The organism is Psychroflexus planctonicus, assembly GCF_014640195.1.
Taxonomy (GTDB): Bacteria; Bacteroidota; Bacteroidia; order Flavobacteriales; family Flavobacteriaceae; genus Psychroflexus; species Psychroflexus planctonicus.
Genome location: NZ_BMGM01000005.1, coordinates 243,035 through 269,869, shown reverse-complemented (window position 1 = coordinate 269,869; position 26,835 = coordinate 243,035). Strand labels below are relative to the sequence as shown.

Sequence of the window (26,835 nt, the reverse complement as noted above, 5' to 3'; positions counted from 1 at the left end):
TTTAAATCCGAGCAGTCTAGAGTAGGTGTTAATTTGAAGATTAAAAAAAAGTGAGAGATGAGAAGTGAGAAATAAGAGAATCTGAAAACATTACTGAACTTTGCGGCTTAGCAGCCCTGACTTTAAGGGCAGACAGCTTTGAGTGAAAAATTTAATGTGGAAAATATATTAATGTGTTAATTTAAAAAACCTTTCCCTTGAGGGAAATGCCGAAAGGCAAAGGGTGTCAACTCACTAATTTGATTGTAATGCGATAGCTCGGATTTAAAATCCGAGCAGTCAATAATAACAAAATTCTAACTCAACAACTTCTAGAACTCAGATTTAAAAACCAATCGATTTAATAATAAATTTTATATTGTAGCTCAAATAGATTTTCAAACTATGTCTGCCATAGCTAACAAAACAACACTTTTAAAAAAACACTTCGGTTTCGATACGTTTCGTCCAAACCAAGAAGCCATTGTAAACGATTTACTAGCTAAAAAAGACCTTTTGGCCATCATGCCAACCGGCGGTGGGAAATCGCTTTGTTTTCAACTTCCGGCTTTAATGATGCAAGGCACAGCTATTGTGGTTTCTCCGCTTATCGCTTTAATGAAAGACCAAGTAGATGCACTACAAGCCAACGGAATTTCAGCTGCATTTTATAACAGTTCACAAAGTGCAAGTCTTCAAAATGAAGTAATTGAACAATTGTACAATCAAAAAATAAAACTGCTGTATGTAGCACCCGAAAGTTTGAATTTACTTTTACCCAATTTAAAAGAAGAACACATTTGCCTTTTTGCCATAGACGAAGCGCATTGTATTTCGGCTTGGGGACATGATTTTAGACCAGCTTACACCCAATTAGGAAAGCTCAAAAAGCAATTTCCTAAAATTCCTGTTGCCGCATTTACCGCTACGGCAGATGTGGCTACACAAGACGATATTGCACAACAATTACAAATTCCATCAGCGAAAAAACACTTGGCTTCCTTCGATCGGAAAAATCTGTTTTTAGAAGTTCGACCAGGAACCCAACGTTTACCACAAATTTTAAAATTCCTAAAAAACAAAAAAGAAGAAAGTGGAATTATTTATTGCTTGAGTAGAAAAAATACCGAAAAAATTGCTCAAAAACTGGTAGAAAAAGGCTTTGAAGCACAAGCTTATCATGCTGGATTAAGTTCAGAAAAGCGAAGTGAAATTCAAGATGATTTTGTGAACGATCGAACACCGATTATCGTAGCGACCATCGCTTTTGGAATGGGCATCGATAAGAGCAATGTGCGTTGGGTTATTCATTACAACATGCCTAAAAATATTGAAGGTTACTACCAAGAAATCGGAAGAAGTGGGCGTGACGGACTTCCTTCCAATACCTTGTTGTTTTACAGTTTTGCAGATGTAATTCAGCTACGTCAATTTACAGAAGATTCACCAAATCAAGAATTTCAACTGGCTAAATTAGATCGTATGCAACAATATTCAGAAGCCTTAAGTTGTAGACGAATTGCATTGCTAAATTACTTTGGAGAACATGTTGCTGAAGACTGTGGCAACTGCGATAATTGCAAAACACCACCACAATTTTTCGATGGAACTATTTTAGCTCAAAAAATCTGCTCGGCGGTGTATCGATTAAAAGAACAAGAACCTATCAATATGGTAGTCGATGTGTTGCGTGGTTCTAAAAATGCGCAAGTGTTTAGTAAAGCCTATCAAAAAATTAAAACTTATGGAGTTGCAAAAGATGTAGCTTGGTTAGATGTACAACAATATGTTATTCAATTGATAAATCAAGGTGTTTTAGAAATCCGTTTTCATGAAAAGGGACGATTGTTACTCACTCCATTAGCTAAAGAAATTTTGTTTAATGGCAAAAAAGTGAAGTTGGCTACTTTACAAACCAAGGTAAAATCAGTAGCAAAAGAAACTGTAAACCAAGCTGAAACAGAAGGTTTATTTGATAGCTTAAAGCAACTCCGACTAAGCATTGCAAAAGAAGAAAATGTTCCTGCTTATGTGGTATTCAGCGATGCAGCTTTACGAGACATGGAAAAACGTTTACCCAAAACCGAAAGCGAATTTCTGGAAGTCAGCGGCGTAGGAGAAGCAAAAAATGAAAAATACGGAGAACGCTTTTTACAAGCCATCGAAGAATTTTTGAAAGACTAAAGAATATTCTAATTTAAGAGTTTTAAAATGTTTTAAGTTCGAGCGAAGTCGAGAACTATCTTGTTCAGATTATATAGCTTTACCTAGAGTAGAAGGAAATGCCGAAAGGCAAATGGTGTTAGATTATCCAGGTAAAAAATCAAACCTTTCTCTGTGTACTTTGCGAAAAAACTTTGCGCGCTTAGCGCGAATTCCATGTCTCGAGTTGTAAGTAGTGCTCGACTTAGCTTGTCCTGAGCCCAGACGAAGGGCTCGAACATCAAACAGTAACAAGATAACTCGGATTTGAAACAATGTGTTAATTTGAAAATGAAACAATTTGAAAATCTCTCTGTGTACTTTGCGTCTCTGCGGTAACTAAACAATAGTTGGTTTGTGAGTCAAAATGAAATCATTTATTCTTATTTAAACACTGAGCCAGGCCGAAGTCTCGAAGTGTAAGTAGTGCTCGACTTAGCTTGTCCTGAGCCCAGACGAAGGGCTCGAACATCAAACAAGTAACGAGATAAATCGGATTTGAAACAATTTGAAAATCTCTCTGTGTACTTTGCGTCTCTGCGGTAACTAAACAATAGTTGGTTTGTGAATCAAAATGAAATCATTTATTCTTATTTAAACACTGAGCCATGCAGAAGTCTCGAAGTGTAAGTAGTGCTCGACTTAGCTTGTCCTGAGCCCAGACGAAGGGCTCGAACATCAAACAGTAACAAGATAACTCGGATTTGAAATCCGAGCAGTTTTAAAATCCGTGGAGTCTAAATTTTCTAAAAAAAGATATGTTGCCCCAATCGAAACGTATTGGCATGCGCATCGATTATGATTTTTATATCTTTTGAATAACCGCCACCCATACTGCATTCCACAGGAATATTGTTTTCAAAACAAGTTTGTAAAACGTAGCGATCGCGTTCTTTACAGCCTTCTTTGGTACAACCTAATTTTCCAAGTTTATCGGAAGCCAAAATATCTACTCCGCATAAATAAAAAATAAAGTCAGGTTGAACTTCATCTAACAATCTGGGAAGTGTATTTTTTAATTCATTTAAAAAAGTAGCATCATCACAATTATTTGGTAAGGCAATATCTAAGTTAGATGTTTCCTTTTTGAATGGATAATTCGATTTTCCGTGCATAGAAAAAGTAAAAACCCGATCATCATCCTTAAAAATTTCAGCCGTTCCGTTACCTTGGTGCACGTCTAAATCGACAATAAGAATTTTGTTGATTTCGGCTTTGCTTAATAAATAATGTGCACCCACCGCTTGGTCATTCAGCATACAAAAAGCTTCACCACGATTGGAATAAGCATGATGTGTTCCGCCAGCAATGTTCATCGCAATTCCATTTTTTAAAGCAAAATCGCAAGCTTTAATCGTGCCGTCAGTAATCATGCGTTCGCGGTTTACCAACACATCAGAAAGTGGAAAACCAATTTTTCTTGCAGCTCTGGGTTCGATGTTTAGGTTGTACAAATCCTTAACATACTGTTTATCGTGTGCTTTTAAAATGAATTCATCTGAAGGAATTTCAGGTTCAAAAAAATTCGCTTCCGTACAAGTTCCTTCATAGAGCAGTTGCTTGGGAAGTAAATCGTATTTTTCCATAGGAAAACGATGTCCTTCGGGTAAAGGATGTTTGTAAATAGGATGAAAAGCGATTTTAAGCATGAAAATAATTCTGCTTCAAATTAAGTTGAAATGCTTCAACTGATAGTCATAAGCTTTTGTAAAATTTTGATAAAATGACGTGACCAAGGTTTCGAAAAAGCGAGTATCAGCTCAGCGAAGTTTGAAACTTTGCTAAACAAAAATTATAAACCTAGCACCAAAACATAAAATTACAGGGCGCTGCCCCCAATAATATTTATTAAAAACTTACTACTTAGTTATAAAAAAATTGAAGAAAATAGTCTGGGGCGTTAGCCCTAATATATTCATAACTAAAACAGATATCCGAAATTAAAGGGGGCGGAGCCCTGACATCTTTTTTTTACTATGATTTTGTAGGCCAATTCTTTTACTCTTGTATCTGTTTTTTTGGAAAATGAGCAGCTTCCATAATCGAATTATCAACTCGTATTATTGCACTAGAATGAATATCCAGTTGAGTGGCTTCATCAAAAATCAACTTTGCTTCATTTAAGAGCATAATTTTTGCTCCTTTTTTCAAGGTCAATTTGCTGTTGGTTTCAAATGAAACTTTACTTTTTTCATCGATGATAAAAACTGAATTTTCATTTAAAATCAGTTCTCCTTCAATTTGAAGGTAGGAATTGGCTATAAAACTGCCATTTTCTTCTCGAACTCGATTGATGGTTTTGCTTTTATTCAGCGTTAGCTCTTTGTTTTTGGCTAACTGAACTACTTCACCTTTAGGCAAAACAATCGGTCCCGCCATTCTAAAATCATTTTCGATTATACCGTCTTGATAATCGATTTTCAATTGAAGGTTTCCGTTGGGTAATTTTTGTTGTTCTACACTTAAACTGTGTAAAATTACGGGGGCTAACTCGTTGTTTTTCCAATCCATTTCTTGAAAATTAGTGATGGCAGGGTTGGTAAAAGCACTAATTTTAGTGAGTTGAATTGGAGTATTGAACATATAAAATGGAAATCCTTTTTTTCCATCAATTTCAAAAATACCTTGCGTATCGGTGTATGAACTTCCTGCACCGTTGGAGTTGGTTTTGTGTTCTATTTTTCCATTTTCATTAAAATCATATCGAAAAAGCATGCCTTCATGATGGCCAGCATAAGCATTTTCACCTTCATTTTTTACTTGTAAAACTTCGTTATCCCATGCGTAATAGCGTTTTTCAAAACCTTGTAAAGTATAATCGTAATTGCCTTTTCCGTACAAAACTTTCATACCATTTGTGCCTTGTGTGTTAGTGCTAAAAGTGGAGTTTCGAGATGGAGCCATTTTTTCTAGAAAAGCATACAATCCAGGTTGATGATTGGGATGTGGTTTGCCATATCGATCTTTTCTGCGCAACGGACGTTGATAATAGATTTGATTGGTATCTTTTCTGTGTTCTAACCATAAAAATTCATCTTTTACTTGTGGTAATTGAATGCGAACACTTTGGTCTTTGGCTAGAAAATCGGCTAATTCTACAATTATTTCTTCATCGGTGGGTGTAATATCGTGTGTGATTTCCGTCCAGCCGGCATACCAACGTTCCCAAGCATTTGCCGTGCCAAACAAATCTGAATAAGTATCCATCATTCCCCAACCGTAATTGTAAAATAAGTAGTTTCCTTCGGCACGATTGGACGTATTGATGTGCGGCATGCTAATCATTCCATGGGCAATTTCATGAATAAGTAATTCGTGATTTTGAAATAAATTGCGTTGGGTAAGGAAAATTCGAACACCTTCATTTCCAACATAAACGGGTTGTTCGTTTTGGTAAGCTATAATTTCATTTCTAGCTCCAGTTCCCATAATGGCTTTTCGCCAACCTACTCCGTTTTCACTTCCATTAGGATGTGGTTTCCATACATTTGAATTCCTTAACAACAAGATAACAAAATCCAAATGATGGTCTTCATAAGTTGAAGTTGTTCCTTTAACCGAAAGGTCTTCTTTGTAATTGGGTTGATTTTTCCGAGAATCGAAACGTGACCAATCGTAGTTTTCAGGATAAATTGCTCTTATTTTTTCGAATACCCTTTTATTGAGCTCGTTTCTTCCAGCTGCAGAAGCCGGAATTCCTTCAGGACTAATTTTTATACTGATAGCTTCATCTGTTTCAGGATGTTTTAAGGTTTCAAAATACATTCTGAATTTCCCTGAAGACATAGTATAATAGTAAGCAGAAAGATTTTCGAAAGTAGATAAATCGGTAACATCAATATTTTTAAATTGTTCTGGGTGTTGATAACCCCAACTTAATTCTTGATTCTCATCGATTACCGATTTTCCATAATGAACAGGAAATTCACTATCAATTGGCCAATGCGGTAAATCGTTATGAATTTTTGGGTCTAGAGATTCTTCTTCAAAATTGACATAAACCACCAAAGCACGCAAATCGCCTTGAGGCGTAAAATACTTACCAAAAGTGGAATTGGGAGCTTTTCTATTGCTTATTGAAGTGGAATTGTTTTTGGCTTCAACTGAAACATCTTGGCTAGTAGCACAAGCCATTATAAAAAGAAGTATTGAGCAATATAGAAATTTCATAAGGGAAAGATACAGCTTTTATAGAAACTGCATTCGGTTGTATTTTACCCTTACTATGTTACAAGAATATGAAATATTTACCCTTACTCTGTTACATAATTTTGCTAAATTTACCCTTACTTTGTTACATAAATTTAGTATTTTTACCCTTACTTTGTTACAAATTAACTGATGAAATACATTAATAGACTAAAAATAGAAGCTTTAAAATCATGGAAATCAAGCGCTAATAGAAAACCTTTGGTTTTAAGAGGGGCGAGACAAGTAGGAAAAACTACATTGGTTAAAAATTTTGCAGAAAACTATACTCAATTTATATATCTAAACCTAGAAAAAGGAAGCGATATACAACTTTTTAAATCTTATACTGAAATAGATGCGCTTCTCGATGCTATTTTTCTTTCTAAGAATAAAGACATCAAAAAAATAGATAAAACATTGTTGTTTATCGATGAAATCCAAGAATCAACTGAAGCTATGTCGATGCTTAGGTATTTTTACGAAGATGTTTCAGATTTACATGTAATTGCGGCAGGTTCTTTATTGGAACATACTTTGAGTGATGTCAAAAATTTTCCGGTAGGCAGAGTTCAATATTTATATTTATTTCCGTTAAACTTTCAAGAGTTTTTATTGGCCAACCAGCAAAATGCCTTGTTAAAAAGACTAGCCACTATTCCGGTTGATGAAGTAACACATCAAATTGCATTAGCGTGGTTTCATAAATATGCAATTATTGGTGGAATGCCTGAAATTGTAAAATTATATGTAGCAGAAGAACGTATTTCTGTTTTGAAAAGTACGTACGAAAGCATTTGGGCAACGTATAAAAGTGATGTTGAAAAGTATGCAAAAAATGCTAGTGAAGCTAAGGTTATCAAGCATATTATGAACGTAGCAACAACCTATTTAGATGAACGTGTTACGTTTCAAAATTTTGGAAAATCAAACTATAAATCAAGGGAAGTTTCCGAAGCATTTCGAAATCTAGATGAAGCTAAAGTGATACAATTAATCTATCCTACTACAAGTCTAACTCCCCCTATTCAAACCGATTTTGCAAAAAAACCGAGACTTCAATTTTTAGACACTGGAATTGTAAATTACAGTATGCAAATTCAAGCTCAGCTTTTAAAATTGGAAGATTTAAGCAATGCCTACCGTGGTGCTTTGATTCCCCACTTAATTACGCAAGAATTGATTTCTCAAGAAGATATTAGTTATGCGAAACCCAATTTTTGGGTACGAGAAAAAAGACAATCCAGCGCAGAAGTAGATTTGGTTCGTGTATATGAAGATTTACTTATTCCTATTGAAATTAAATCGGGCGCAAAAGGAACTTTAAGATCACTCCATCAATTTATAGATCAAGCTAATCATCAGTACGTGGTACGTATTTACGGTGGAAAGTTTTCAATTGAAGAAGCAGAAACTCGAAGTGGAAAAAGTTTCTACCTAATGAATCTTCCCTACTATTTAGGAACTTATTTAGATAGTTATATTACATATTTTATCAAAAAAGTAAAACCTACTACACTTTAAAATTTTTCATCACTTAAAACATGTTTAATTTATTATTCTAATCTATGCACTTTTATAAACTACCATTTATCTATTTATTTTCAATCGTATTTCTCTCAGTAATCAGCTCTTGTCAAAACCAAAACCACCTACCCGATCCTTTAGAAGCCGGTTGGAAAGGTAAACAAGTTTGTGAAGTGCTAGTTGATAATGAAAATGTACGAACATTAAAATGCAGTTTTCCGCCTGGCGTTGGACACGAAAAGCATTTTCATGCAACACATTATGGATATACGCTTGCTGGTGGAAAATTTAGAATTACCGATGCTAAAGGAATAAGAGAAGTAGAAATTCCAACAGGTTACGATTTCTATAATGAAAAAGTAGAATGGCATGAAGTTTTGAATATTGGCGATAGTACAGCCGTTTTTTTGATTGTGGAACCTAAATAAGGATTTCTTTGTTTTAAAATTCTATTGTATTTAGAACTACCTTTGCCGCGTGAAAAATAAAACAAAAAATTCTCAATTAGAATTTGTGGCTTTAATGGCGGCATTAATGTCTGTGGTGGCTTTGGCTATTGATGCTGTATTGCCTGCCTTAGATATTATTGGTATTGCTATTGATACCGAAAATGTAGTTGATAACCAATTGCTAATTACCATGATGTTTTTGGGTTTAGGCATTGGCCCTTTATTTTTTGGACCTATTTCTGATGCTACTGGTCGTAAACCTGTAGTTTATGCTGGATTTGGACTTTTTTTAGTAGCAAGTTTAATTTGTGTTTCAGCTGAAAGTCTTACGATAATGATTATAGGCCGAGTGTTGCAAGGCATTGGTCTTTCGGCTCCCAGAACAATTGCTATCGCCATTATAAGAGATTTGTTTAGTGGAGATTATATGGCGCGCATCATGTCTTTTGTAACCGTAGTTTTTATTTTAGTGCCAGTTATAGCTCCTGCTTTAGGACAATTGATTTTAGATACCTACAACTGGCAAGGAATTTTTTATGTGCAAGTACTTATCAGCTTAGTGGTTATGCTATGGTTTTGGAAACGCCAACCTGAAACACTGCCCACAGAAAAACGAGTTCGCTTTTCAATTCAGGTTTTTAAAACTGGTTTTCAAGAAGTCATTCGCTATAAAACAACCATGGGCTACACAATTATTTCTGGTTTTGTGGTGGGTTCATTTTTTGTATATTTGAGCGCTTCACAGCAAATTTTTCAGTTACAATATGGATTAGAAGATGCGTTTCCGCTCATTTTTGCAGGTTTATCCATCGCTATTGGATCGGCTATATTTTTAAACGGAACCTTAGTTTTAAAATACGGAATGGAGAAAATAATAACAACTTCTCTATTTGGCTTTTTTGGTGTATCTGTTTTATATGTAGTTCTTTTTATGAACGGTTCCAATCCACCACTTTTTTTACTGTTGATTTTCTTTTCGCTTCAATTTTTTTCTATTGGATTTCTCTTTGGAAATCTTCGTGCCTTGGCAATGCAACCTGTAGGACATATTGCAGGAATCGCAGCGGCTATTACCGGATTTATTTCTACTTTATTAGCAGTTGTGTTAAGTGTTTTTATAGGTCGCTTTGTTTCCAATTCGGTTTTGCCCGTTTTTATAGGGTTCTTGGTTTGTTCAACTTTTTCAATAGGAATATTAATCTATGTAAAACGCAGCAGGTAAAACCATCAATAGAAATTTCTATAATAAATATTCAAAAAAGACTTGTCTCATTTAATTTTCCAAGACTTTGTTTAAAATTTGAATATATTTTTATTAATGAAAATGAAACTAAAAAACTTGACTATTCAACTACTTCATCCTTCCCACCAATCAATTCAAAATCTAAGTTTCTTTTAATTAAATCTGCTTTTTTAACTTCTACCCAAACTTCATCTCCTAGTTGGTAGGATGTTTTGGTTCGTTTTCCTACAATGGCATAGTTTTCTTGATCAAATTGAAAATGGTCGCCTTTCATATCGCGTACTCTTACCATTCCTTCGCAACGGTTTTCAACTAATTCTACAAACATACCAAAATCGGTTACGCCAGAAATTACGCCTAAGAAACGCTCATTTTCGTATTGCTGCATGTATTTTACTTGCATGTATTTAATCGAATCCCGTTCTGCGTTAGTGGCTAAACTTTCCATATTGGAAGAATGCTTACAACGCTCTTCAAATTCTTCAGCGTTTGCAGAAGAATTTCCATCTAAATAATGTTGTAATAGGCGATGTACCATGACATCGGGATACCTTCTAATCGGTGAAGTAAAATGCGAATAATGATCAAATGCCAATCCGTAATGTCCAATATTTTCAGTTGAATAATAGGCTTTTGCCATGGTTCGGATGGTTAAGGTATCGATTAAATTTTGTTCGCCTTTGCCTTCAACATCGCTCAATAATTTGTTTAGAGAAGAAACAATACTTTTTCGATCTTTAAAATCAGTTTTGTATCCAAATTTACTTACTACTGTACTAAGCGCTTGTAATTTTTCTGGATTGGGTTCGTCGTGGCAGCGGTATACAAAAGTCTTTTTTGGTTTCTGTTTTCCTATAAATTCGGCTACTTTTTTATTGGCCAACAACATGAATTCTTCAATTAATTTATTGGCATCTTTCGCTGTTTTAAAGTACACTCCTTCTGGACTGTTGTCTTCGTTTAAATTGAATTTTACTTCTTGTTTATCAAATGAAATGGCTCCGTTCTTCATTCGTTGAGCTCGCATGATTTTCGCCATTCTATTCATTTCTAAAATAGCATCTTTAATTTCAGGTTGAACTGAATAACTTTCGCCTGTTAAGGAAACACTTTCATCGATTACCACGTCTTCGGTGTCTAAAATAAACTGCGCTTCTTCATAGGCAAATCGAGCATCTGAATAAGTGACCGTTCTACCAAACCATTGGTTAATGACTTTGGCTTGTTTGGTGAGTTCAAAAACCGCCGAAAAAGTGTATTTTTCTTCGTTAGGTCTTAGGGAACAAGCTGCATTAGAAAGTACTTCGGGTAGCATTGGTACTACACGATCTACCAAATAAATGGAAGTAGCGCGGTTGTAAGCTTCTTGGTCTAAAATACTTCCTTCTTCCAGATAATGCGAAACATCTGCGATATGAATACCAATTTCATAATTTCCGTTGTCTAAAACTTGAAAACTCAAGGCATCATCAAAATCCTTGGCATCCGCAGGATCGATAGTGAAAGTGAGCACGTCTCGTAAGTCTTTTCGCTTTTTAATTTCTTCTTGGGTAATAGAAGTATCCAATTGGTCTGCAAATTCTTCTACTTCCTTTGGAAATTGCTCAGGTAAACCATATTGTGCTAAAATAGCATGAATTTCAGTTTGGTGTTCGCCAGGTATTCCTAAAACTTGTAAAACTTTTCCACGTGGAGAATCGTCTTTTTTGTTCCAATCTTCTAAGGAAACCAAAACCATTTCTCCATCTTCTGCACCATTGAAGTTGTCTCCCGCTACAAAAATATCAGTATACATTTTTGGGTCTTGTACTACCACAAAACCAAAGCTTTTCTGCTTTTGTAAAACCCCTACAAATTTGTTTTTATGGCGTTCTACGATTTTGGTGACTTCCCCTTCAGAATTACTGTTTCTTCGCTCTTTAAAAACGTAGACTTGAACAATATCTTTGTGAAAAGCTTTATTCAAGTTTTTGTTGCGTATTAAAATATCGTGTTCTAGACCTTCAACCATCACATAAGCATCGCCTCTGCTAGTCATGTCTATCACACCTTCATAATAATCAGATGTTCCATTCAATTGGTATTTTCCTTGGCTAACTTGATCTAATTTTCCTTTTGCAGTTTGTTGAGCTAAGGTTCTAATTACGCGGTTACGGTTGTTGGTATCGGTAATTTCTAAACGTTGGGTTATGTCTTTGTAATTGAAGGTTTTGTCTTCGTTTGCTCTAAAAATGGAGAGGATATCTTGGGTAAGATTATCATAGTTTACCGCATTTTTAGATTTTTTCTTTTTACTCATATGCTATTTATAATTCACTTCAAAGGTACTATTTATAAAATGAATGAATTTTTTGGATGAATAAATCTTTGTTAAGCATGAACTGCCAAATTATAATGTATTCATAACTTAAAAATAATGCATAATTTTGCATTTATTTAAGTAAAATTATATATTTTAGTTAAAAATTACTTAATTTTTATAGATTTGGTCATGCCGTATCCCAGAAAAATAATTTTACTTTTTTTCATCATCTTAGTAATAGGGGTGCTTGCTGTTTTTATTTATTTAAAAGTATTTTTAAACAATACGGTTTCAGAAAACCTTACGCCAGCTAAAGATCCAGTTGCATTAGTTAATTTTGACATTTAAATCATTTATTTTTGTTTACATTTATTTTCTAAATTTAGGCAAATGAATGGCTTCATAAAAGTTGCAGTGTTTAATTATCAACACGAATACGCAATTCTTCAATTACTACTAGAACAAGCAGAGATACGATTTTTCTTTCAAAATGAAACAGTTTTAGGCGTAATGCCTTTTTATTCAAATGCTGTTGGTGGAATAATTTTAAAAGTGCATCCAGAAGATTTAGAAGAAGCACATCAAATAATTGATGATTTTAAAACCAGAGAAAATCTTCGAACAGTTTAGTTATTCACATTTATTAATTATAATTTTTTCTTTTTTTTAAATTAAAATATTAAATAGACTTATTATTAGTTTGTGAATTTGGTAGATAAAAAGTTAGTTTAAAATTTGGAATTTATAGCACTATTACTTTATCAACATATTCTTAAAAGACTAAATACTTGAAATACATATTTAAAAGAAATCTTATCCACAGGTATTAATAAGATCACTAACATTAAAAAGTTTATTCTTTTTAGATACAAAACATGTTGATAAGTTAGATTTTTCTGCTGAAAACTTATTTTAAAATACAGCATAGAAAATAAGTCTTAAATCGAAAATTTTTCTATCAGGAAATTTAATCGAGATTTAAAAATATTTTATTCCTTTTTAAATTACTTTTTATTCACATAATTGTTAATAGTTAGTGTATTAAATATCAATATTTTACAATATACTATTAACATTCGCTTAATATTAAATTAAGGTTTTGGTAATGAGTTTACTAACTTAAAGTACTTGATTTTTCAACACGGTGCTATTCCATAATATTCAATTAATTTTAGAAATATTATTTTAAAAATTGTAATGATCAATTTAAGTTGATAGTAAAATTTATCTAGAAGAAAAATGAATACCAATATTTTTTATTTTTTGCTAAACAATTTTTAAAAATGAATAGGTAAAACATATCTTAACCCTGTATTAACAGAAAAAAGCTAGTAAAACTCTTACATTTGAAGATATAATTTAAAATATTTATAAAATGTCTAATAATACTGGAAATACTTTAATTGCATTAGTAACTGGAGCTGTTGTAGGAGCAGGTTTAGGTTTATTGTATGCGCCGCAAAGCGGAGAGAAAACCCGCAAGCAACTTAAAAAAGAAGCTAAAAACGCGAGAAAAGCATTAGAAGACAAATATGATGAAACATCTTCTCAGCTTAGTGAGTTTGCAGAATCAGCTAAATCTCAATTAGAATCTAAATTTGAGTCTACTTTTTCTAAAGCTCAATCTAAATCTGATGAACTCCTAACTTCTTTAGAAAATGAACTTGCCGAATTGAAAAAGAAAAATAGCGAATTGATGAAAGACTTAAAGTCGGCTAAAAAATAATTAAATGCCCAAAAAATTTAATCAGCATGTAGATGATTTATCGGCAGATACGCAAGAATACATAGAAAGTTTAATTGACTATTACAAGTTAGATGCATTTAAGAAATCTGCTAAGGCAGTTTCAGCGTTGCTTCGTTTTTTAGCTTTTACAGGAATTTTCTTATTGTTTTTTGCGTTTTTGTTAATTGGTCTTGCCTTACTCATAGGAAACTTACTTGATAATATTTATTTAGGTTTTTTCTGCATGGCATTACTTAATCTAATCATTATGTTATTCATTTTAACGAATGGCAAAAAATTAATCGATAAAATTGTGCTTTCCTTTTTTGCTGAAATTTTTAAAGACTTAACTACAGAAGAAGAATAATATGAAAAAATATACTTCTTTCAATGAAATTGATAAAGACTTGAAGTTACTCAGGTTAAGAAATCAGATTGCTAAACAAAAAGCTTCTATAGATGTGGCCTACTTGAAATCTGATTTAAAAATAACCAATATCTTATCTGAGCTTCTAGCAAGTCTCGGAAAGCGTTATTTTTACAAACAAGTTATAGAAAAATTGGTAAAAAAATTAGGTCTAAAACGCTAGTTATTTTGAATAATACAACTTATAAAATTCCTTCATTTCCGAAGGAATTTTTTTATTCATTACCTTGAACCATAAATTAGGAATTAAAGCCAATACAATAGAAGTTGGATAACCATAAGGCAATTCTGGACTACTTTCGTAATAATCTAAAATTTGATATTTTTTTGAAGCCCGATAATGGTGATCGCTATGCCGGGTTAATTCATACAATAAAATTCTACCTAATAAATGATTGGAATTCCAAGAGTGAATTTCTTTTACCGGATAAAATCTACCGCTTTTTCGTTTTTCTCTCAGCAAACCATAATGTTCAATATAATTGATGCTTTCTAAAAGTAAAAAACCAATTATTCCCATAAAAATAGCATATAAACCAATTATGAAACCAAATAAAAAATAAACAATTAGTATATAAGTAAGTTGAAGAAATGTATTGACTAACATTTCATTTTTAATGGAAACAAATGAAATTGAATTCATCTTAATTAACTTCATTTGAAGCTTCCACGCATTTACATATTGCCTAAAAGTAGATCGAAACCAAAATGCGTATAAACTTTCTTTATATCTTGCTGTTGCAGGATCTTTTGGAGTAGAAACATGCATGTGATGACCATAATTATGTTCCAATGTAAAATGGGCATAAAACGAAGGAAGCAATAATAATTTAGCTGTCCATTTTGCAGCTCTATGTTCTCTGTGTCCTAATTCGTGTGCCACATTTATTCCGTTGCTTCCTAAAATAATTCCCACGCTAAATATTAGTCCAAAACTTTCAAAAGTACTTAAATCTTGTTGTTGAAAAGTATAGAAAGCATAACTTAAAATTCCAAAAACAATAGGCAAATTAAGATACAATAAGACATCAAAAAAAAGTTTTTTATTTTTTTCTAAACGTTCATTTTCAGCTAAATTAGCTTTGTTTTCAGGAGTAAAAAATTCAATAATCGGAATTAAAACAAACGTAACTACTGGAGTTAAAAATGTAAATAGGTCCAATTTCCAAATTCCTATAAAAGCACATAAGGGAAGAAGATAAGCAGACAAGTATTTTAATTCAGAAAGTTTCATGAATTGAATTATTTGGAAATCTAAAGTACGTATTTTTTCAACATCTTCAATTTATGCCATAATTTTAAACTAAATTGATAATAATGAAGGTAATTGTACTGCAATACTTTGTAAATTTGTAACAAAATTGAAAATATGTATTCAGAAAAATTAAAAAATCAACTTCAAAACGAGTTGACCGAAATAGAAGAACAAGGTCTTTTTAAAAAAGAACGCATCATTACCAGTCCGCAAGGTCCAGAAATTACCGTAAACAATAAAACGGTTTTAAACTTCTGTGCTAATAATTATTTGGGATTGTCTTCTCATCCAGAAGTAATTCAAGCTGCCAAAGATACATTAGATTCGCATGGATTTGGAATGTCCAGTGTACGTTTTATCTGTGGTACACAAGATATTCATAAAGAATTAGAAGCTCGAATAGCTGATTTCTATCAAATGGAAGACACCATTTTATATGCTGCTTGTTTCGATGCAAATGGCGGAATTTTTGAACCTTTATTAGGTAAAGAAGATGCTATTATTTCAGATTCATTAAATCACGCTTCTATAATTGATGGAGTTCGTTTATGTAAAGCTGCTCGTTACCGTTACCAAAACGGAGATATGCAAGATTTGGAAAAGCAACTACAAGAAGCAGATAAAAATGGTGCAAAAACCAAACTCATTGTAACCGATGGTGTTTTTTCTATGGATGGTTTAGTAGCTCCATTAGATCAAATTTGCGATTTAGCCGATCAATATGAAGCTTTAGTGATGATAGACGAATGTCATGCTACTGGATTTATTGGTAAAACCGGAATTGGTACACCCGAAGAAAAAGGAGTTTTAGGTAGAGTAGATATTATTACTGGAACTTTAGGAAAAGCACTTGGTGGTGCTATGGGTGGTTACACCACGGCTAAAAAAGAAATTATTGAACTTTTACGCCAACGTTCACGTCCGTATTTATTTTCAAATTCACTTGCTCCTGCTATTGTTGGTGCTTCCATTAAAGTTTTTGATTTACTAAAAAACGATACGAGTTTGCGTGATCAACTTCAAGAAAATACAAGTTATTTTAAAAAACACATGATGGATGCTGGTTTTGATGTTATAGACGGAGAATCTGCAATTGTACCTGTTATGCTATACGATGCTAAATTAGCTCAAGAAATGGCAGCAGCACTTTTAGATGAAGGCATCTACGTAATTGGTTTTTTCTATCCAGTAGTTCCAAAAGAAAAAGCAAGAATTCGCGTACAACTTTCTGCTGCTCATACCAAAGCACATTTAGATAAAGCTGTTGAAGCATTTGTGAAAATTGGTAAAAAAATGAATGTTATTTAACTAAATACCTATTTTAAGTACCAATTATTATTAAAGTATTGAAAAAAAATTAAATTTGTAAATTAAATATTTAAATATGAAACAATTAAACAAAGTTGCAATTGCTGTTATTATGCTTTTTGCTTTTACGTTAAGTACACAAGCACAAAATGAAAATAACAGATGGTCCATTTTTATTGGTGCAAATGCAGTAGATTTTTATCCAACAGGCAAAGGAATGGCTCCAGATTACCAAATGTCCAGCGAAAGTTTTTTAGAAGACTTTTTTAATGTAGACGAACACTGGAACGCTATCGCTTCTATGACTACTATTAATGTAGGCTACTATGTAGGTCAAGATTTATCGGTTAGAGGTGCATTTAACTTTAACAGAATTTCTAAAATAGGGAAAACAGAACCCGATTCAGAATTATCTTATGTAGCCTTAGATGGTGATTTACTGTACAGCTTTAATCGTTTGCTTAATGCGGGTAGATTCGATCCATATTTAGGAGCAGGTGTTGGATATTATTGGCTAGATAGTTCAGGTGCAGCAACATTTAATTCTACCTTAGGTTTAAATTTTCAAATTACAGAAAAACTTTTCTTCACTTTAGAAACTTCATATAAACAAGCTTTTGATGGTGGCGACTTAGATTTATTCCAACACACAGCAGGTATCAAATTTGCTTTCGGTGGAAAAGATACTGATGGAGATGGAATTTTTGACGATAAAGATCTTTGTCCAGAAGTTCCAGGATTAGAAGAATTTGACGGTTGTCCTGATACTGATGGAGATGGCATTCCAGATGCTGAAGATAATTGTCCAGATGTTGCTGGTTCTCCAGAAATGAATGGTTGTCCAGATGCAGATGGAGACGGTATAGCAGATCACGAAGACGATTGTCCTAATGAAGCTGGAACTAAAGAATTTAATGGTTGTGCAGATAGCGATGGTGACGGAGTTCCGAATAATTTAGATAAATGTCTAAATGAAAATGGTCCAGCTGAAAATGATGGATGTCCTTGGCCAGATGCCGATGGAGACGGAGTTCCAGATAAAGACGATTTATGTCCAGAAGTAGCAGGAAATACTCAAAATGAAGGTTGTCCAGAAGTTACCGAAGAAGTACAAAAAGAATTAAACGAATTTGCTAAAGTGATTAATTTTGAATCTGGTAAATCTAGAATTACAGACTATTCTAAAAATATTTTGGATACCAAAGTAATTCCAAAATTAAATGAATATCCACAAGCAAAATTTATCATTGAAGGACACACCGATAGTACTGGTAGTAAAAAAATTAACCAACGCATTTCAGATGAAAGAGCGGCAGCTGTTAAAGAATATTTACAAAGCCATGGTGTTGATCAAGATAGATTAACTTCTAAAGGTTTTGGTCCAGATAAACCTGTAGCTTCTAACAAAACGGCTAAAGGAAGACAAGAAAATAGACGTGTAGAAATCAATCTTGTAAAATAATATATCAATTTATTATTTTTCAGATTTTATAAAAATTGCCCCTTTTTATTGAGGGGCATTTTTTATTTTTATTCCATATTGATTTAACAATCAAAACCCAAATAACTGTATGAAAAGCTTTTTAGAAGAATATGTTGCAGATAGCCTAGCTAGAAGTATAAACTTACAAGAACAAATTTTTATTCTTCCGAGTAGAAGAGCTGTCAATTTTTTTAAAAAGGAATTGGTTAAACAGAATCCAAACCACTTTTTTCTTCCCAGTTTATACAGTATTGAAGATTTTATAGCTGAAATAGCCGATGTTCAAATTATTGAAACGCTTCCTGTTGTTTTAGAATTTTACTCAGTTTATACCGAAGTTTTTCCAAAAGATAAACAAGAATCTTTTGAAACGGTTTACAATTGGTCGCAAACTTTAATTCAGGATTTTAATGAAATAGACCGACATCTAATAGATGCAGAAGATTTTTTTGGAAACTTGGCCAACGTAAAGGAAATAGACCATTGGAGTAAAGCTGAAAATCCAACAAGTATGGTAAAAAATTACCTGGAATTTTGGAAAATACTCCCCAAATTATACACTTTGCTTACCCAAAATTTAATCGAGAAAAAACAAGTTTACCAAGGTTTAGCATATAAACTTGCTGTTCAAAATTTCGATCAGTACTTAAATGAAAACAACAAACAGCTAAATTTTGTTGGTTTTAACGCACTTAATCAAAGCGAACAAATCCTATTTCAAAAAACATTAGCAGAAGAAAAAGGAAGCGTAATTTGGGATTTAGACGCCAGCTTATTGACCGATAAGCATCATCCAGCTTCAACTTTTTTGCGCTATTACCAAAAGGAATGGAAATTTTATCAACACAAAGAAAATACCATTCAACCAAGTACCGATTTATTTTCCGCTTCAAAGCAAATTCATACCTATGCCGTTCCTAAAAAAATTGGTCAAGCCAAAATGTTAGGTCAAATTTTAGCCGAATTACCTAAAGAAGAATATTCAAAAACCGCTGTTGTTTTAGCCGATGAAGCTTTACTACAACCTGTTTTAAATGCCATTCCAGAACACATTTCGCAAGTAAATATTACTATGGGTTTGGCTTTAAAATACACGCCATTAGCCAGTTTCTTTGAATCGATATTGCAACTTCATTTTCACAATCAACCCGATTTATTTTATAAAGATGTATTGCAAATTTGCGGTCACCCCAGTTTTAAAATGGCTTTTCCAAAGGAAAGTAAACAGCTTAAAAACTACTTTGTAGAAAACAATATTTTAAACATCAGTAGAACAGATTTTTTTCAAAAGTTTAAAACTACTGATGTTGCTTTTCAAAAAGCACTTCAACTTATTTTTAAAGCTACTGAAAATAATTCAAATCAACTGCTTCAAAATTGCATAGACTTATGTTTGTTATTGAAGCATTACAATCAAGAAAACGCTTTACAATTGCAATATGTGTTCAGTTTTCACAAGTTGTTTTTGCAACTCAAAAACTTAACGCAAAGCACAGATTACATTCAGACTAACAAAGCTTTTTTTCATGTATATAAAGATATTTTAGCACACCAAACCTTAGATTTTCAAGGTTCACCTTTTGAAGGAATCCAGTTAATGGGAATGTTAGAAACCCGAGTTTTAGATTTTGAAAACATCATTATTGCTTCGGTTAACGAAGGCGTTTTACCTTCCGGAAAAAGCGAAAACAGCTACATTCCATTCGATTTAAAAATCGCCTTTAATTTACCTACGTACAAAGACAAAGATGCCATTTATGCCTATCACTTTTTCAGATTATTGCAACGGGCAAAAAACATTCATTTGTTATACAATAATGATGCTTCAGGAATGGAAAAAGCCGAGCAAAGTCGCTTTTTACGGCATTTAGAAGTTTTTCCACAAGCCAAACATCAATACCAGCATCATGTGGTGAGTGCTTCTACTAAAGCCAGTTTACAAAGCCTTCAAGAAATTCCGAAAACACCTGCAATTATCGAAAAATTGAAAGCTTTATTGGCTAATGGAATTTCACCTTCAGCATTGACCACTTACATTAGAAATCCATTGGATTTTTACAAAAGATATGTATTAAAAATAAATGAAACCGAAGAAATTGAAGAAGAAGTAAGCTATCGAGTGTATGGAAATATTTTACACGATACGCTTCAATCTTTATACGAACCTTATAAAGGAAAACAACTTACAAAAGCTAATGTTGAAGACTTTTTAGCTAATTATGAAACCGAATTACATCACCAATTTAGTAAACATTACAATGCAGAGGCTATCAAAAAAGGAAAAAATTTAATTGCTTTTGAAATTGCCAAACAGCAATGCGAACGCTTCTTGAAACAAGAATTGAAATCCATAGAACACCATCAGCTTCAAATAATAAGTATTGAAGAAACCAGAAAAATTCCGCTAAAAGTGAAAAACTTAGACTTTCCAATTTTCTTAAAAGGAAAAGCAGACCGAGTTGATTTGCTGGACGGCACTTTTAGAATTATCGATTACAAAACCGGTAAAGTCCAACAAAATGAATTAGTTGTAGAAAACGAATGGGATAATTTTACTGAAGATTACAAGTACAGCAAAGCTTTTCAAGTTTTATTTTATGGCTTATTGTTTAAAAATGAAGCAAAACACAAACCCATGGAAAGCGGAATTTTTTCATTTAAAAACCTAAATGAAGGATTTCTTAAATTTGGAAAGAAAACAGGAAAAGGACATCAAAAAGAACATGAAATTTCTGATGAAATTATGCACGATTTTGAAATGCATTTAAGTGAATTAATTCAAGAAATTGTTAACCCAGAAATTCCTTTTACAGAAAAAGAAGTTTAAAAGTATATGTTATGAAATGGACCGCCAAAGCTTCACCGAAACCAGAAATTGTAGCACATCTTCAAGAAGTGCTTCAAGTAGATTATACAATTGCTTATTTATTGGCTCAACGTGATATTTCTACTTATGAAGAAGCGAAAAACTTCTTTAGGCCAAGCCTAAATCAATTGCATTCCCCTTGGTTAATGAAGGGAATGGAAAAAGCTGTGGAACGCATTCAAAAGGCGATTAAAAATCAAGAACGTATTTTAATTTATGGAGATTACGATGTAGATGGAACCACCAGTGTTGCGCTTTTGTATTCTTATTTCAGTAAATTTTATCCACATAATACGCCTTATATTCCTGATCGCTATCAAGAAGGTTATGGCGTTTCTTATCAAGGAATTGACTTTGCTTCCGACAATGAAATTAGCTTAATCATTGCTTTAGATTGTGGCATCAAAGCCATCGACAAAGTAGCTTATGCCAAAGAAAAAGGAATTGATTTCATCATTTGCGATCACCACCGACCTGGAGCGGAAATTCCTGAAGCTGTCGCCGTTTTAGACCCTAAACAAGAAGATTGTAAATATCCGTATAAAGAGCTTTGTGGTTGTGGAGTAGGTTTTAAATTATTGCAAGCTTTTCATGAAAAAGAACAAAGAAATTTTAAAGAATTAGTTCCATATTTAGATTTGGTTGCCACCGCCATTGGTTCGGATATTGTTCCGATTAGTGGCGAAAACAGAATCTTGGCGTATCATGGGTTAAAGCAAATAAATCTTCAGCCTAGACCTGGATTTCAAGCTATCATTCAACTTACTAAAAAGAAAGAATTAAGCATAACCGATGTGGTTTTTATCATCGGGCCAAGAATTAACGCAGCAGGAAGAATGAAACATGGTTTGCATGCAGTGGAATTGCTGATTGAAGAAGACATAAAACAAGCAGAAACTTTTGCAGCCGAAATTGAAAAATACAACGCAGACCGAAGAGAAACCGACCAAAATATCACAGCGGAAGCTTTGGCTTTAATTGAAGCACAAAACGAACAAAAAAATTACACATCGGTAGTATACCAAGAACATTGGCATAAAGGTGTAATTGGCATTGTAGCAAGCCGTTTAACAGAAACTTATTACAGACCGACTTTGGTTTTTACAAAAAGCGGTGAAAAACTAGCGGCTTCGGCTCGTTCGGTGAAAGGATTTGATGTGTATAATGCTTTAGAAGAAAGCGCTGAATTTATCGAGCAATTCGGTGGACACAAATATGCAGCTGGACTTACTTTAGAAGAAAAAAACTATCCTAAGTTTAAAGCTAAGTTTGAAGAAGTAGTAAAAAACAGCATCGCGCCAGAATTACTACAACCAGAATTGAATTATGATTTAGAATTAAATTTAGAAGATATTACGCCAAAGTTTTATCGAATTTTAAAACAATTTGCTCCTTTTGGACCAGGAAATATGAGTCCGTTATTTTACAGTAAGGACATAAAAGATACAGGTTATGCTAAAGGAGTTGGAAAAGATCAAGAACACTTAAAATGCAGTTTGTACCAAAAAAATAAACGCGAACGGATTTCAGCCATTGGGTTTGGATTGGGAAAACATGCAGAAGCCATCCGCCAGAAAGCAGCTTTTGAAACCATTTACAGTATCGAAGAAAACGAATGGAATAACCAAGTAAGTCTTCAGCTACGATTGCGAGATGTGCGCTTAGAAAAAACCTAATCACTGATCAGGATTAACAAATAAAATTAAAATTAGTGCATTAGTGGCAAGTCTCTTAAAGTAACTATAAATAAGATTCCGTGATTTAAAATAAGAAAGAAATAGCCGCGAATACACGAATGGATTAACGAATAATATTAGTGCATCAGTGGTAATATTCAACTTTCAGAATTTTAACTTATAAAACAATCCGTTTATAGGTCAATTTATGTTCTCCAAAATTTACAATTAAAGCTAACTTGTTCTGTGAAACTTTTAAATAATTGATGGCTTGTGCAACAAATTCGTCAGAAATGGCAGAAACTGCTTTTACTTCCAAAATTATTTTACCCAAAACAACAAAGTCTGCGTAAAAGTGATGAGGTAAGATAATGCCTTTATAATTCACTTTATATTATTTCTCTCTTTGATAGGTAATGTTTGATTTTTTAAATTCGAATTCCAATGCATCTTTGTAGACAATTTCTAAGAAACCAGCACCTAGTTGGTTGTGTACTTCCATACACTTACCTATAATTTCGTAAGCTTCATCTTTATATATTAAATTAGCCATAAGAAAACCTAATTTTTTATCTAAAATACATAAAATTAGCCACTAATACACTAATTAATTATTCGTGCACCTGCCAGCAGCAGGCTGGTTAGTGGCAAGCATTTTAAAATCGTAATATATAATGAAAAGTTCCTATTGCGGTTTATTTAAGTTAGCTGAGCATCAACAATAATCAGACTATTTTTGACTAGTACACTAACAATTTCTCTTTTCTAATTCACAGGATATTGACAACTCAAATTATTCTTTCTCAATGGGCTCATCTTCATACCAATCATCAAAAGTTTTGTCGGTTTTATAATTGTCTATCAATACTTTATATACTGTGTAAACCAAAAAAATTTGACCAAGTACTGTTGCGAAAAATACCCAAGAGAAACTTACATCTAGCGCAGCCATTATACTTACAGCAATAAGTATAAATGTGGTGATAATTAAAAATGAAATGGCAGATAGTTTCATAGCTTTTTTTATTTAAATTTAAAACGAAAAGCTTTGAGTAATCTTAAAATAACATCAATAAACTTAATTTTAACGTATTAAGCATTAGTAGGTTGCAAAATCTTCAACTTCTGTAGCCTTCAACATAAAATTATGTAAATCGGTATTACGCATAAAAGAATTCAATTGATTACTATGTGGTCCATACATAGCTAATTCAACAAAATCTCCAGAATGATTGGTACTGATCCAACCCACCGAATGATATTCTTGCTGAATTTCAGAAAGCAACTTAAAGGGTAGTTTTTTGTAATTGTAAACACCTTCTTCAGGCTTTTCTAAACCTTTGTAATAATCTAAAATAGATTGTGCTTGCGCTTTGCTAATTCCATAGTTATTAGCATATTCAATACGTTCTCTAACTTGTTCTACGCTATCATTTTTTGTGATTTCTTGTAAAATCCAGTCGTTACTATGTTTAAAGCTTTGCAAACGATCAAAATTTTCATTTACATCCTTTCCATACATTATTCCAGGATTTGCATTGCCATGGTCGGTAGTGATAATTACCAAAGTTTCTTCATCGGCTTCAGCAAATTTCATAGCTACTTCAACCGCATCATCAAATGCCATTTGATCGTAAATTAAGGCGCCGGCATCATTTGCATGTGCAGCCCAATCTACTTTTCCGCCTTCTACTTGTAAAACAAATCCTTCAGGAGAATTTTTCATTACATCAATAGCTTTTTGGGTCATTTCAGCTAAAGAAGGCGTTTGCTTTTCTATTTCTTTCTCGTTATTTCGATCTAATGTATAAGCCAATCCACTTTTATCGAAAACCCCTAGAATTTTGTTGTTTGCGGAAGCCAACATTTCATCACGTTCAGTAGTTACAGTGTAGCCGTTATTAGCAAAAGCTTGATACATATCTTTCCCGTCTTCCCGAAAATTAGCGTCAAAATAATCTTGGCCACCGCCCAACATTACGCTTAACCCCAAATCGAGGTATTTTTCTGCAATACCATCTTGGTCGTTTCTACTTTCGCTATTTACACAAAATCCTGCTGGAGTGGCATGCGTAATAGGAACGGTAGTAACTATTCCAGCTTTTTTACCTGCGTTTAAAAACTTTTGCCAAATGGGTTTGTGTTCAACTCCGCCACGTCCCACGTTTATTCCGCCATTGGGAATACGGTGACCGCCACCCCAAGATGAAGAAGCCGCCGCCGAATCGGTTACAATCGAACTTGCTGAAGCCATGTCCATTAAAGCACGATTCACTTTGTTGTTTCTATATAAATCTAACCAAACCGAAGCTTTTCCATACATGCGTTGCTTTAGCGAATCAGCCATAGTCAAAGTTCCTTGGCTCATTCCGTCACTCACTAAAAAAATGATGTTTTTGGCTTTTTTGGAAGATGATTCAGTTGTTTTTGAAATTTGATCTACCTCATTACAAGCACCTAATAATCCAACTCCTACGGTAGCTAAAGCACCATTTTTAAAAAACTTTCTTCGGTTCATCATGTTTATATATTTGCTTCAAACTTAAAAGTAAATCTTGTTTTTTAGGTTAAGTTAAGGTTAGAAATTTTTTGTTTTTGTAGAAGTTGACCTAGATTCCGACGGCGCGGATTTGTAATCCGCGCTAGTAAATTATGAATACACTCTGTCAGAGCATTAATCTGTACCGTTGTTTTTTAAATAATTTAATAGCTCCTCTCTAACTTCAGCATTAAAAGGTTTATTCCTTGTAGGAAAAGAATCACTTGCAAGTATTTCTTCTAAAGTAAAGTACCCACTTCCAAAGTCTTCTACAGCTGCACCATTTACAAATATTTTATCAGGGACTTCGCATTTTAAATCAATAATAAAAAATTTAAGCGCTTCTAAATTAGCTTCGACTAAGCTACTATTAATTATATTATGATAAAAATCTTCAGGATTATTATTAACATTTAAATCAACACAACCTATATTAGCCGTCAATGCTTGTAACATCCTAATACCACATTTCATATCATCACTCTTGTAAACAATTACATCTACGATAGCTTCATTATTCAAGACATTATTACAGGCTTCTCCATATTCATCACCATACCTTAATCTAACATCTGCATTATACTCGACGAGCTTATTAATAAAAAACATGTTGCAGTTTGGCGGTTCAAACTTTACTGCAGCCCCGAGCGGTGTATCACACCGCCGCCCATTTATAATATTTGGGTTAGCTCCCAATTTTAGCAATTCTTCAAAAGCTTTTTTCCTGTCGTTGAGAATGGCTATTGATAGTAAAGAAATGTTATATTTAGGGTCTTTAAAATTTAAGATTTCTTCATTTTTATTTGCTTCTTCTCTAATAACTTCTAAATCATTTTTCTCAATAGCTTTTACAATGCGTTCAGCAGGCGTATCATAAAAATTTGAAAAATTATGAGATGGTGGTCTAAAATCTAGACAGCTATAAAATATTAAGGGTATTAAAAATACAATATATTTTTTCATGTTATAATTGGTTTAATTTATTGGTTGATATTGTTTGCTGTAAAGGCGCGGATTACAAATCCGCGCTAGCGAGATTTCAAATTTGAGCTAGACAGATTATCATTTTCCGTAATGGTAACGACAAGCTGCTATCATAATGTGTTCATTATCGTATTTATAAACCAATCGATGTTCAGATGTTATTCGCCTAGACCAATACCTTTGTAAGTCACCTTTTAAAGCTTCGGGTTTTCCAATTCCTTCAAAAGGTGTTCGCATGCAACTCTTAATAAGTTCATTTATTCGCTTAGCTATTTTTTTATCAACTTTCTGCCAATACAAATAATCTTCCCAAGATGAAGTTGACCAAGTTAATTTCATCTATTCGATTAAGTCTTTTTGCGTCCCATTTCCTGATTCCAGTTCTTTAATAGCGTTTAATAAAACATCTCTATTTTTACCTGTCAACAGATAAGATGTTTCCTTTAAAGAATTGTATTCGTCTAATGATATCAAAACAAGGTCTTTACCATTTTTGCGTTTAATGATAATGTCGCTTACATCATCCACAACTTTATCAAACCAATGCTTTAGATTTGAACGAAAATTTGTATAATTAACTGTTTCCATAATACAAATATACTTTAAAGTACTTAAAAAAGTACTTTTCGGTTTTAAAATGACCTGACTTGAAGTAAAATAATTTTAGAACATAAAAAAGTT

At 33.2% G+C, this 26,835-nt stretch carries 21 protein-coding genes and 1 pseudogene; 12 read left to right on the top strand and 10 right to left on the bottom strand.

Translation table 11 applies throughout. The annotated features are described in order from the left end of the window. Window positions 1-384: 384 nt before the first annotated feature. Window positions 385-2,163: a DNA helicase RecQ gene (gene recQ / locus IEV72_RS07265; protein WP_188458433.1), complete on the top strand. Its 1,779-nt coding sequence runs from the start codon at window positions 385-387 to the stop codon at window positions 2,161-2,163. Window positions 2,164-2,927: 764 nt separating this feature from the next. Here recQ and IEV72_RS07260 read toward each other — a convergent pair. Together IEV72_RS07260 and IEV72_RS07255 are read right to left on the bottom strand one after the other, a co-directional pair. Beyond that, window positions 2,928-3,830: a histone deacetylase family protein gene (locus IEV72_RS07260; RefSeq protein WP_188458432.1), complete on the bottom strand. Its 903-nt coding sequence runs from the start codon at window positions 3,828-3,830 to the stop codon at window positions 2,928-2,930. Between the two features lie 349 nt (window positions 3,831-4,179). Then, on the bottom strand, window positions 4,180-6,315 hold the full coding sequence (locus IEV72_RS07255) for a metallopeptidase domain-containing protein (RefSeq protein ID WP_188458431.1): 2,136 nt from the start codon (window positions 6,313-6,315) through the stop codon (window positions 4,180-4,182). A gap of 207 nt (window positions 6,316-6,522) precedes the next feature. Here IEV72_RS07255 and IEV72_RS07250 point away from each other — a divergent pair, with 207 nt between their 5' ends. The 3 genes from IEV72_RS07250 to IEV72_RS07240 are packed head-to-tail and all read left to right on the top strand — an operon-like array spanning window position 6,523 to window position 9,567. After that, the gene (locus IEV72_RS07250) at window positions 6,523-7,893 is read left to right on the top strand and encodes an ATP-binding protein (RefSeq protein WP_188458430.1); all 1,371 of its coding nucleotides are present in this window, start codon (window positions 6,523-6,525) and stop codon (window positions 7,891-7,893) included. Window positions 7,894-7,937: 44 nt separating this feature from the next. Beyond that, complete coding sequence (locus IEV72_RS07245; RefSeq protein WP_188458429.1) at window positions 7,938-8,324, top strand: cupin domain-containing protein; 387 nt, start codon at window positions 7,938-7,940, stop codon at window positions 8,322-8,324. A 49-nt stretch (window positions 8,325-8,373) separates the two neighbouring features. Then, window positions 8,374-9,567 carry a multidrug effflux MFS transporter gene (locus IEV72_RS07240; protein WP_188458428.1) on the top strand — a complete coding sequence of 398 codons (1,194 nt, stop codon included), beginning with the start codon at window positions 8,374-8,376 and terminating at the stop codon, window positions 9,565-9,567. Between the two features lie 121 nt (window positions 9,568-9,688). Here IEV72_RS07240 and rnr read toward each other — a convergent pair whose 3' ends face one another. Further along, window positions 9,689-11,887 (bottom strand): ribonuclease R, encoded by a 2,199-nt coding sequence (gene rnr, locus IEV72_RS07235; protein ID WP_188458427.1) that lies wholly within the window; start codon window positions 11,885-11,887, stop codon window positions 9,689-9,691. A gap of 393 nt (window positions 11,888-12,280) precedes the next feature. Between rnr and IEV72_RS07230 the strand changes: the two genes are divergently transcribed. From IEV72_RS07230 to IEV72_RS07215, 4 genes are all read left to right on the top strand, one after another. After that, window positions 12,281-12,520 (top strand): DUF2007 domain-containing protein, encoded by a 240-nt coding sequence (locus IEV72_RS07230; protein ID WP_188458426.1) that lies wholly within the window; start codon window positions 12,281-12,283, stop codon window positions 12,518-12,520. A 745-nt stretch (window positions 12,521-13,265) separates the two neighbouring features. Continuing rightward, window positions 13,266-13,616 carry a YtxH domain-containing protein gene (locus tag IEV72_RS07225; RefSeq protein WP_188458425.1) on the top strand — a complete coding sequence of 117 codons (351 nt, stop codon included), beginning with the start codon at window positions 13,266-13,268 and terminating at the stop codon, window positions 13,614-13,616. 4 nt (window positions 13,617-13,620) lie between these two features. Continuing rightward, window positions 13,621-13,983 carry a phage holin family protein gene (locus IEV72_RS07220; RefSeq protein WP_188458424.1) on the top strand — a complete coding sequence of 121 codons (363 nt, stop codon included), beginning with the start codon at window positions 13,621-13,623 and terminating at the stop codon, window positions 13,981-13,983. 1 nt (window position 13,984) lies between these two features. Then, window positions 13,985-14,206, top strand: coding sequence for a DUF6327 family protein (locus tag IEV72_RS07215; RefSeq protein WP_188458423.1), 222 nt, complete (start codon window positions 13,985-13,987; stop codon window positions 14,204-14,206). On the opposite strand, the gene IEV72_RS07210 is transcribed toward IEV72_RS07215, so the two are convergent. Then, window positions 14,207-15,277 (bottom strand): alkane 1-monooxygenase, encoded by a 1,071-nt coding sequence (locus IEV72_RS07210; RefSeq protein ID WP_188458422.1) that lies wholly within the window; start codon window positions 15,275-15,277, stop codon window positions 14,207-14,209. A gap of 135 nt (window positions 15,278-15,412) precedes the next feature. Here IEV72_RS07210 and kbl point away from each other — a divergent pair, with 135 nt between their 5' ends. The 4 genes from kbl to recJ all read left to right on the top strand — a co-directional run bounded on the left by kbl (window position 15,413) and on the right by recJ (window position 22,631). Further along, window positions 15,413-16,606: a glycine C-acetyltransferase gene (gene kbl, locus IEV72_RS07205; RefSeq protein WP_188458421.1), complete on the top strand. Its 1,194-nt coding sequence runs from the start codon at window positions 15,413-15,415 to the stop codon at window positions 16,604-16,606. Window positions 16,607-16,682: 76 nt separating this feature from the next. Continuing rightward, entirely contained in the window at window positions 16,683-18,068 is a 1,386-nt protein-coding gene (locus tag IEV72_RS07200; RefSeq protein ID WP_188458420.1) for an OmpA family protein, read from the top strand. A gap of 109 nt (window positions 18,069-18,177) precedes the next feature. Continuing rightward, window positions 18,178-20,916 (top strand): PD-(D/E)XK nuclease family protein, encoded by a 2,739-nt coding sequence (locus IEV72_RS07195; protein WP_188458419.1) that lies wholly within the window; start codon window positions 18,178-18,180, stop codon window positions 20,914-20,916. An 11-nt stretch (window positions 20,917-20,927) separates the two neighbouring features. Beyond that, window positions 20,928-22,631 (top strand): single-stranded-DNA-specific exonuclease RecJ, encoded by a 1,704-nt coding sequence (gene recJ / locus IEV72_RS07190; protein ID WP_188458418.1) that lies wholly within the window; start codon window positions 20,928-20,930, stop codon window positions 22,629-22,631. 178 nt (window positions 22,632-22,809) lie between these two features. On the opposite strand, the pseudogene IEV72_RS07185 reads toward recJ, so the two are convergent. From IEV72_RS07185 to IEV72_RS07160, 6 genes and pseudogenes are all read right to left on the bottom strand, one after another. Continuing rightward, a pseudogene (locus tag IEV72_RS07185) lies at window positions 22,810-23,184 on the bottom strand (GxxExxY protein). A 240-nt stretch (window positions 23,185-23,424) separates the two neighbouring features. Further along, window positions 23,425-23,646, bottom strand: a complete 222-nt coding sequence (locus IEV72_RS07180; protein WP_188458417.1) for a hypothetical protein — start codon at window positions 23,644-23,646, stop codon at window positions 23,425-23,427. A gap of 84 nt (window positions 23,647-23,730) precedes the next feature. Next, window positions 23,731-25,149 carry an alkaline phosphatase gene (locus tag IEV72_RS07175; protein ID WP_188458442.1) on the bottom strand — a complete coding sequence of 473 codons (1,419 nt, stop codon included), beginning with the start codon at window positions 25,147-25,149 and terminating at the stop codon, window positions 23,731-23,733. Window positions 25,150-25,305: 156 nt separating this feature from the next. Beyond that, complete coding sequence (locus IEV72_RS07170) at window positions 25,306-26,133, bottom strand: ankyrin repeat domain-containing protein (protein WP_188458416.1); 828 nt, start codon at window positions 26,131-26,133, stop codon at window positions 25,306-25,308. Between the two features lie 99 nt (window positions 26,134-26,232). Beyond that, window positions 26,233-26,493, bottom strand: a complete 261-nt coding sequence (locus tag IEV72_RS07165) for a Txe/YoeB family addiction module toxin (RefSeq protein WP_188458415.1) — start codon at window positions 26,491-26,493, stop codon at window positions 26,233-26,235. After that, a complete protein-coding gene (locus tag IEV72_RS07160) occupies window positions 26,494-26,742 on the bottom strand; it encodes a type II toxin-antitoxin system Phd/YefM family antitoxin (RefSeq protein WP_188458414.1) in 249 nt (82 codons plus the stop codon). It abuts the gene before it with no gap. Window positions 26,743-26,835: the final 93 nt, after the last annotated feature.

Coding starts and splice junctions, on each gene's coding strand:
- kbl (WP_188458421.1), top strand. CDS start 15,413: ATGTATTCAGAAAAATTAAAAAATCAACTTCAAAACGAGTTGACCGAA.
- IEV72_RS07165 (WP_188458415.1), bottom strand. CDS start 26,493: ATGAAATTAACTTGGTCAACTTCATCTTGGGAAGATTATTTGTATTGG.
- IEV72_RS07200 (WP_188458420.1), top strand. CDS start 16,683: ATGAAACAATTAAACAAAGTTGCAATTGCTGTTATTATGCTTTTTGCT.
- IEV72_RS07210 (WP_188458422.1), bottom strand. CDS start 15,277: ATGAAACTTTCTGAATTAAAATACTTGTCTGCTTATCTTCTTCCCTTA.
- IEV72_RS07160 (WP_188458414.1), bottom strand. CDS start 26,742: ATGGAAACAGTTAATTATACAAATTTTCGTTCAAATCTAAAGCATTGG.
- IEV72_RS07215 (WP_188458423.1), top strand. CDS start 13,985: ATGAAAAAATATACTTCTTTCAATGAAATTGATAAAGACTTGAAGTTA.
- IEV72_RS07245 (WP_188458429.1), top strand. CDS start 7,938: ATGCACTTTTATAAACTACCATTTATCTATTTATTTTCAATCGTATTT.
- IEV72_RS07260 (WP_188458432.1), bottom strand. CDS start 3,830: ATGCTTAAAATCGCTTTTCATCCTATTTACAAACATCCTTTACCCGAA.
- IEV72_RS07180 (WP_188458417.1), bottom strand. CDS start 23,646: ATGAAACTATCTGCCATTTCATTTTTAATTATCACCACATTTATACTT.
- recJ (WP_188458418.1), top strand. CDS start 20,928: ATGAAATGGACCGCCAAAGCTTCACCGAAACCAGAAATTGTAGCACAT.
- IEV72_RS07195 (WP_188458419.1), top strand. CDS start 18,178: ATGAAAAGCTTTTTAGAAGAATATGTTGCAGATAGCCTAGCTAGAAGT.
- IEV72_RS07255 (WP_188458431.1), bottom strand. CDS start 6,315: ATGGCTTGTGCTACTAGCCAAGATGTTTCAGTTGAAGCCAAAAACAAT.
- IEV72_RS07220 (WP_188458424.1), top strand. CDS start 13,621: ATGCCCAAAAAATTTAATCAGCATGTAGATGATTTATCGGCAGATACG.
- IEV72_RS07175 (WP_188458442.1), bottom strand. CDS start 25,149: ATGAACCGAAGAAAGTTTTTTAAAAATGGTGCTTTAGCTACCGTAGGA.
- IEV72_RS07225 (WP_188458425.1), top strand. CDS start 13,266: ATGTCTAATAATACTGGAAATACTTTAATTGCATTAGTAACTGGAGCT.
- IEV72_RS07250 (WP_188458430.1), top strand. CDS start 6,523: ATGAAATACATTAATAGACTAAAAATAGAAGCTTTAAAATCATGGAAA.
- rnr (WP_188458427.1), bottom strand. CDS start 11,887: ATGAGTAAAAAGAAAAAATCTAAAAATGCGGTAAACTATGATAATCTT.
- IEV72_RS07170 (WP_188458416.1), bottom strand. CDS start 26,133: ATGAAAAAATATATTGTATTTTTAATACCCTTAATATTTTATAGCTGT.
- IEV72_RS07230 (WP_188458426.1), top strand. CDS start 12,281: ATGAATGGCTTCATAAAAGTTGCAGTGTTTAATTATCAACACGAATAC.
- recQ (WP_188458433.1), top strand. CDS start 385: ATGTCTGCCATAGCTAACAAAACAACACTTTTAAAAAAACACTTCGGT.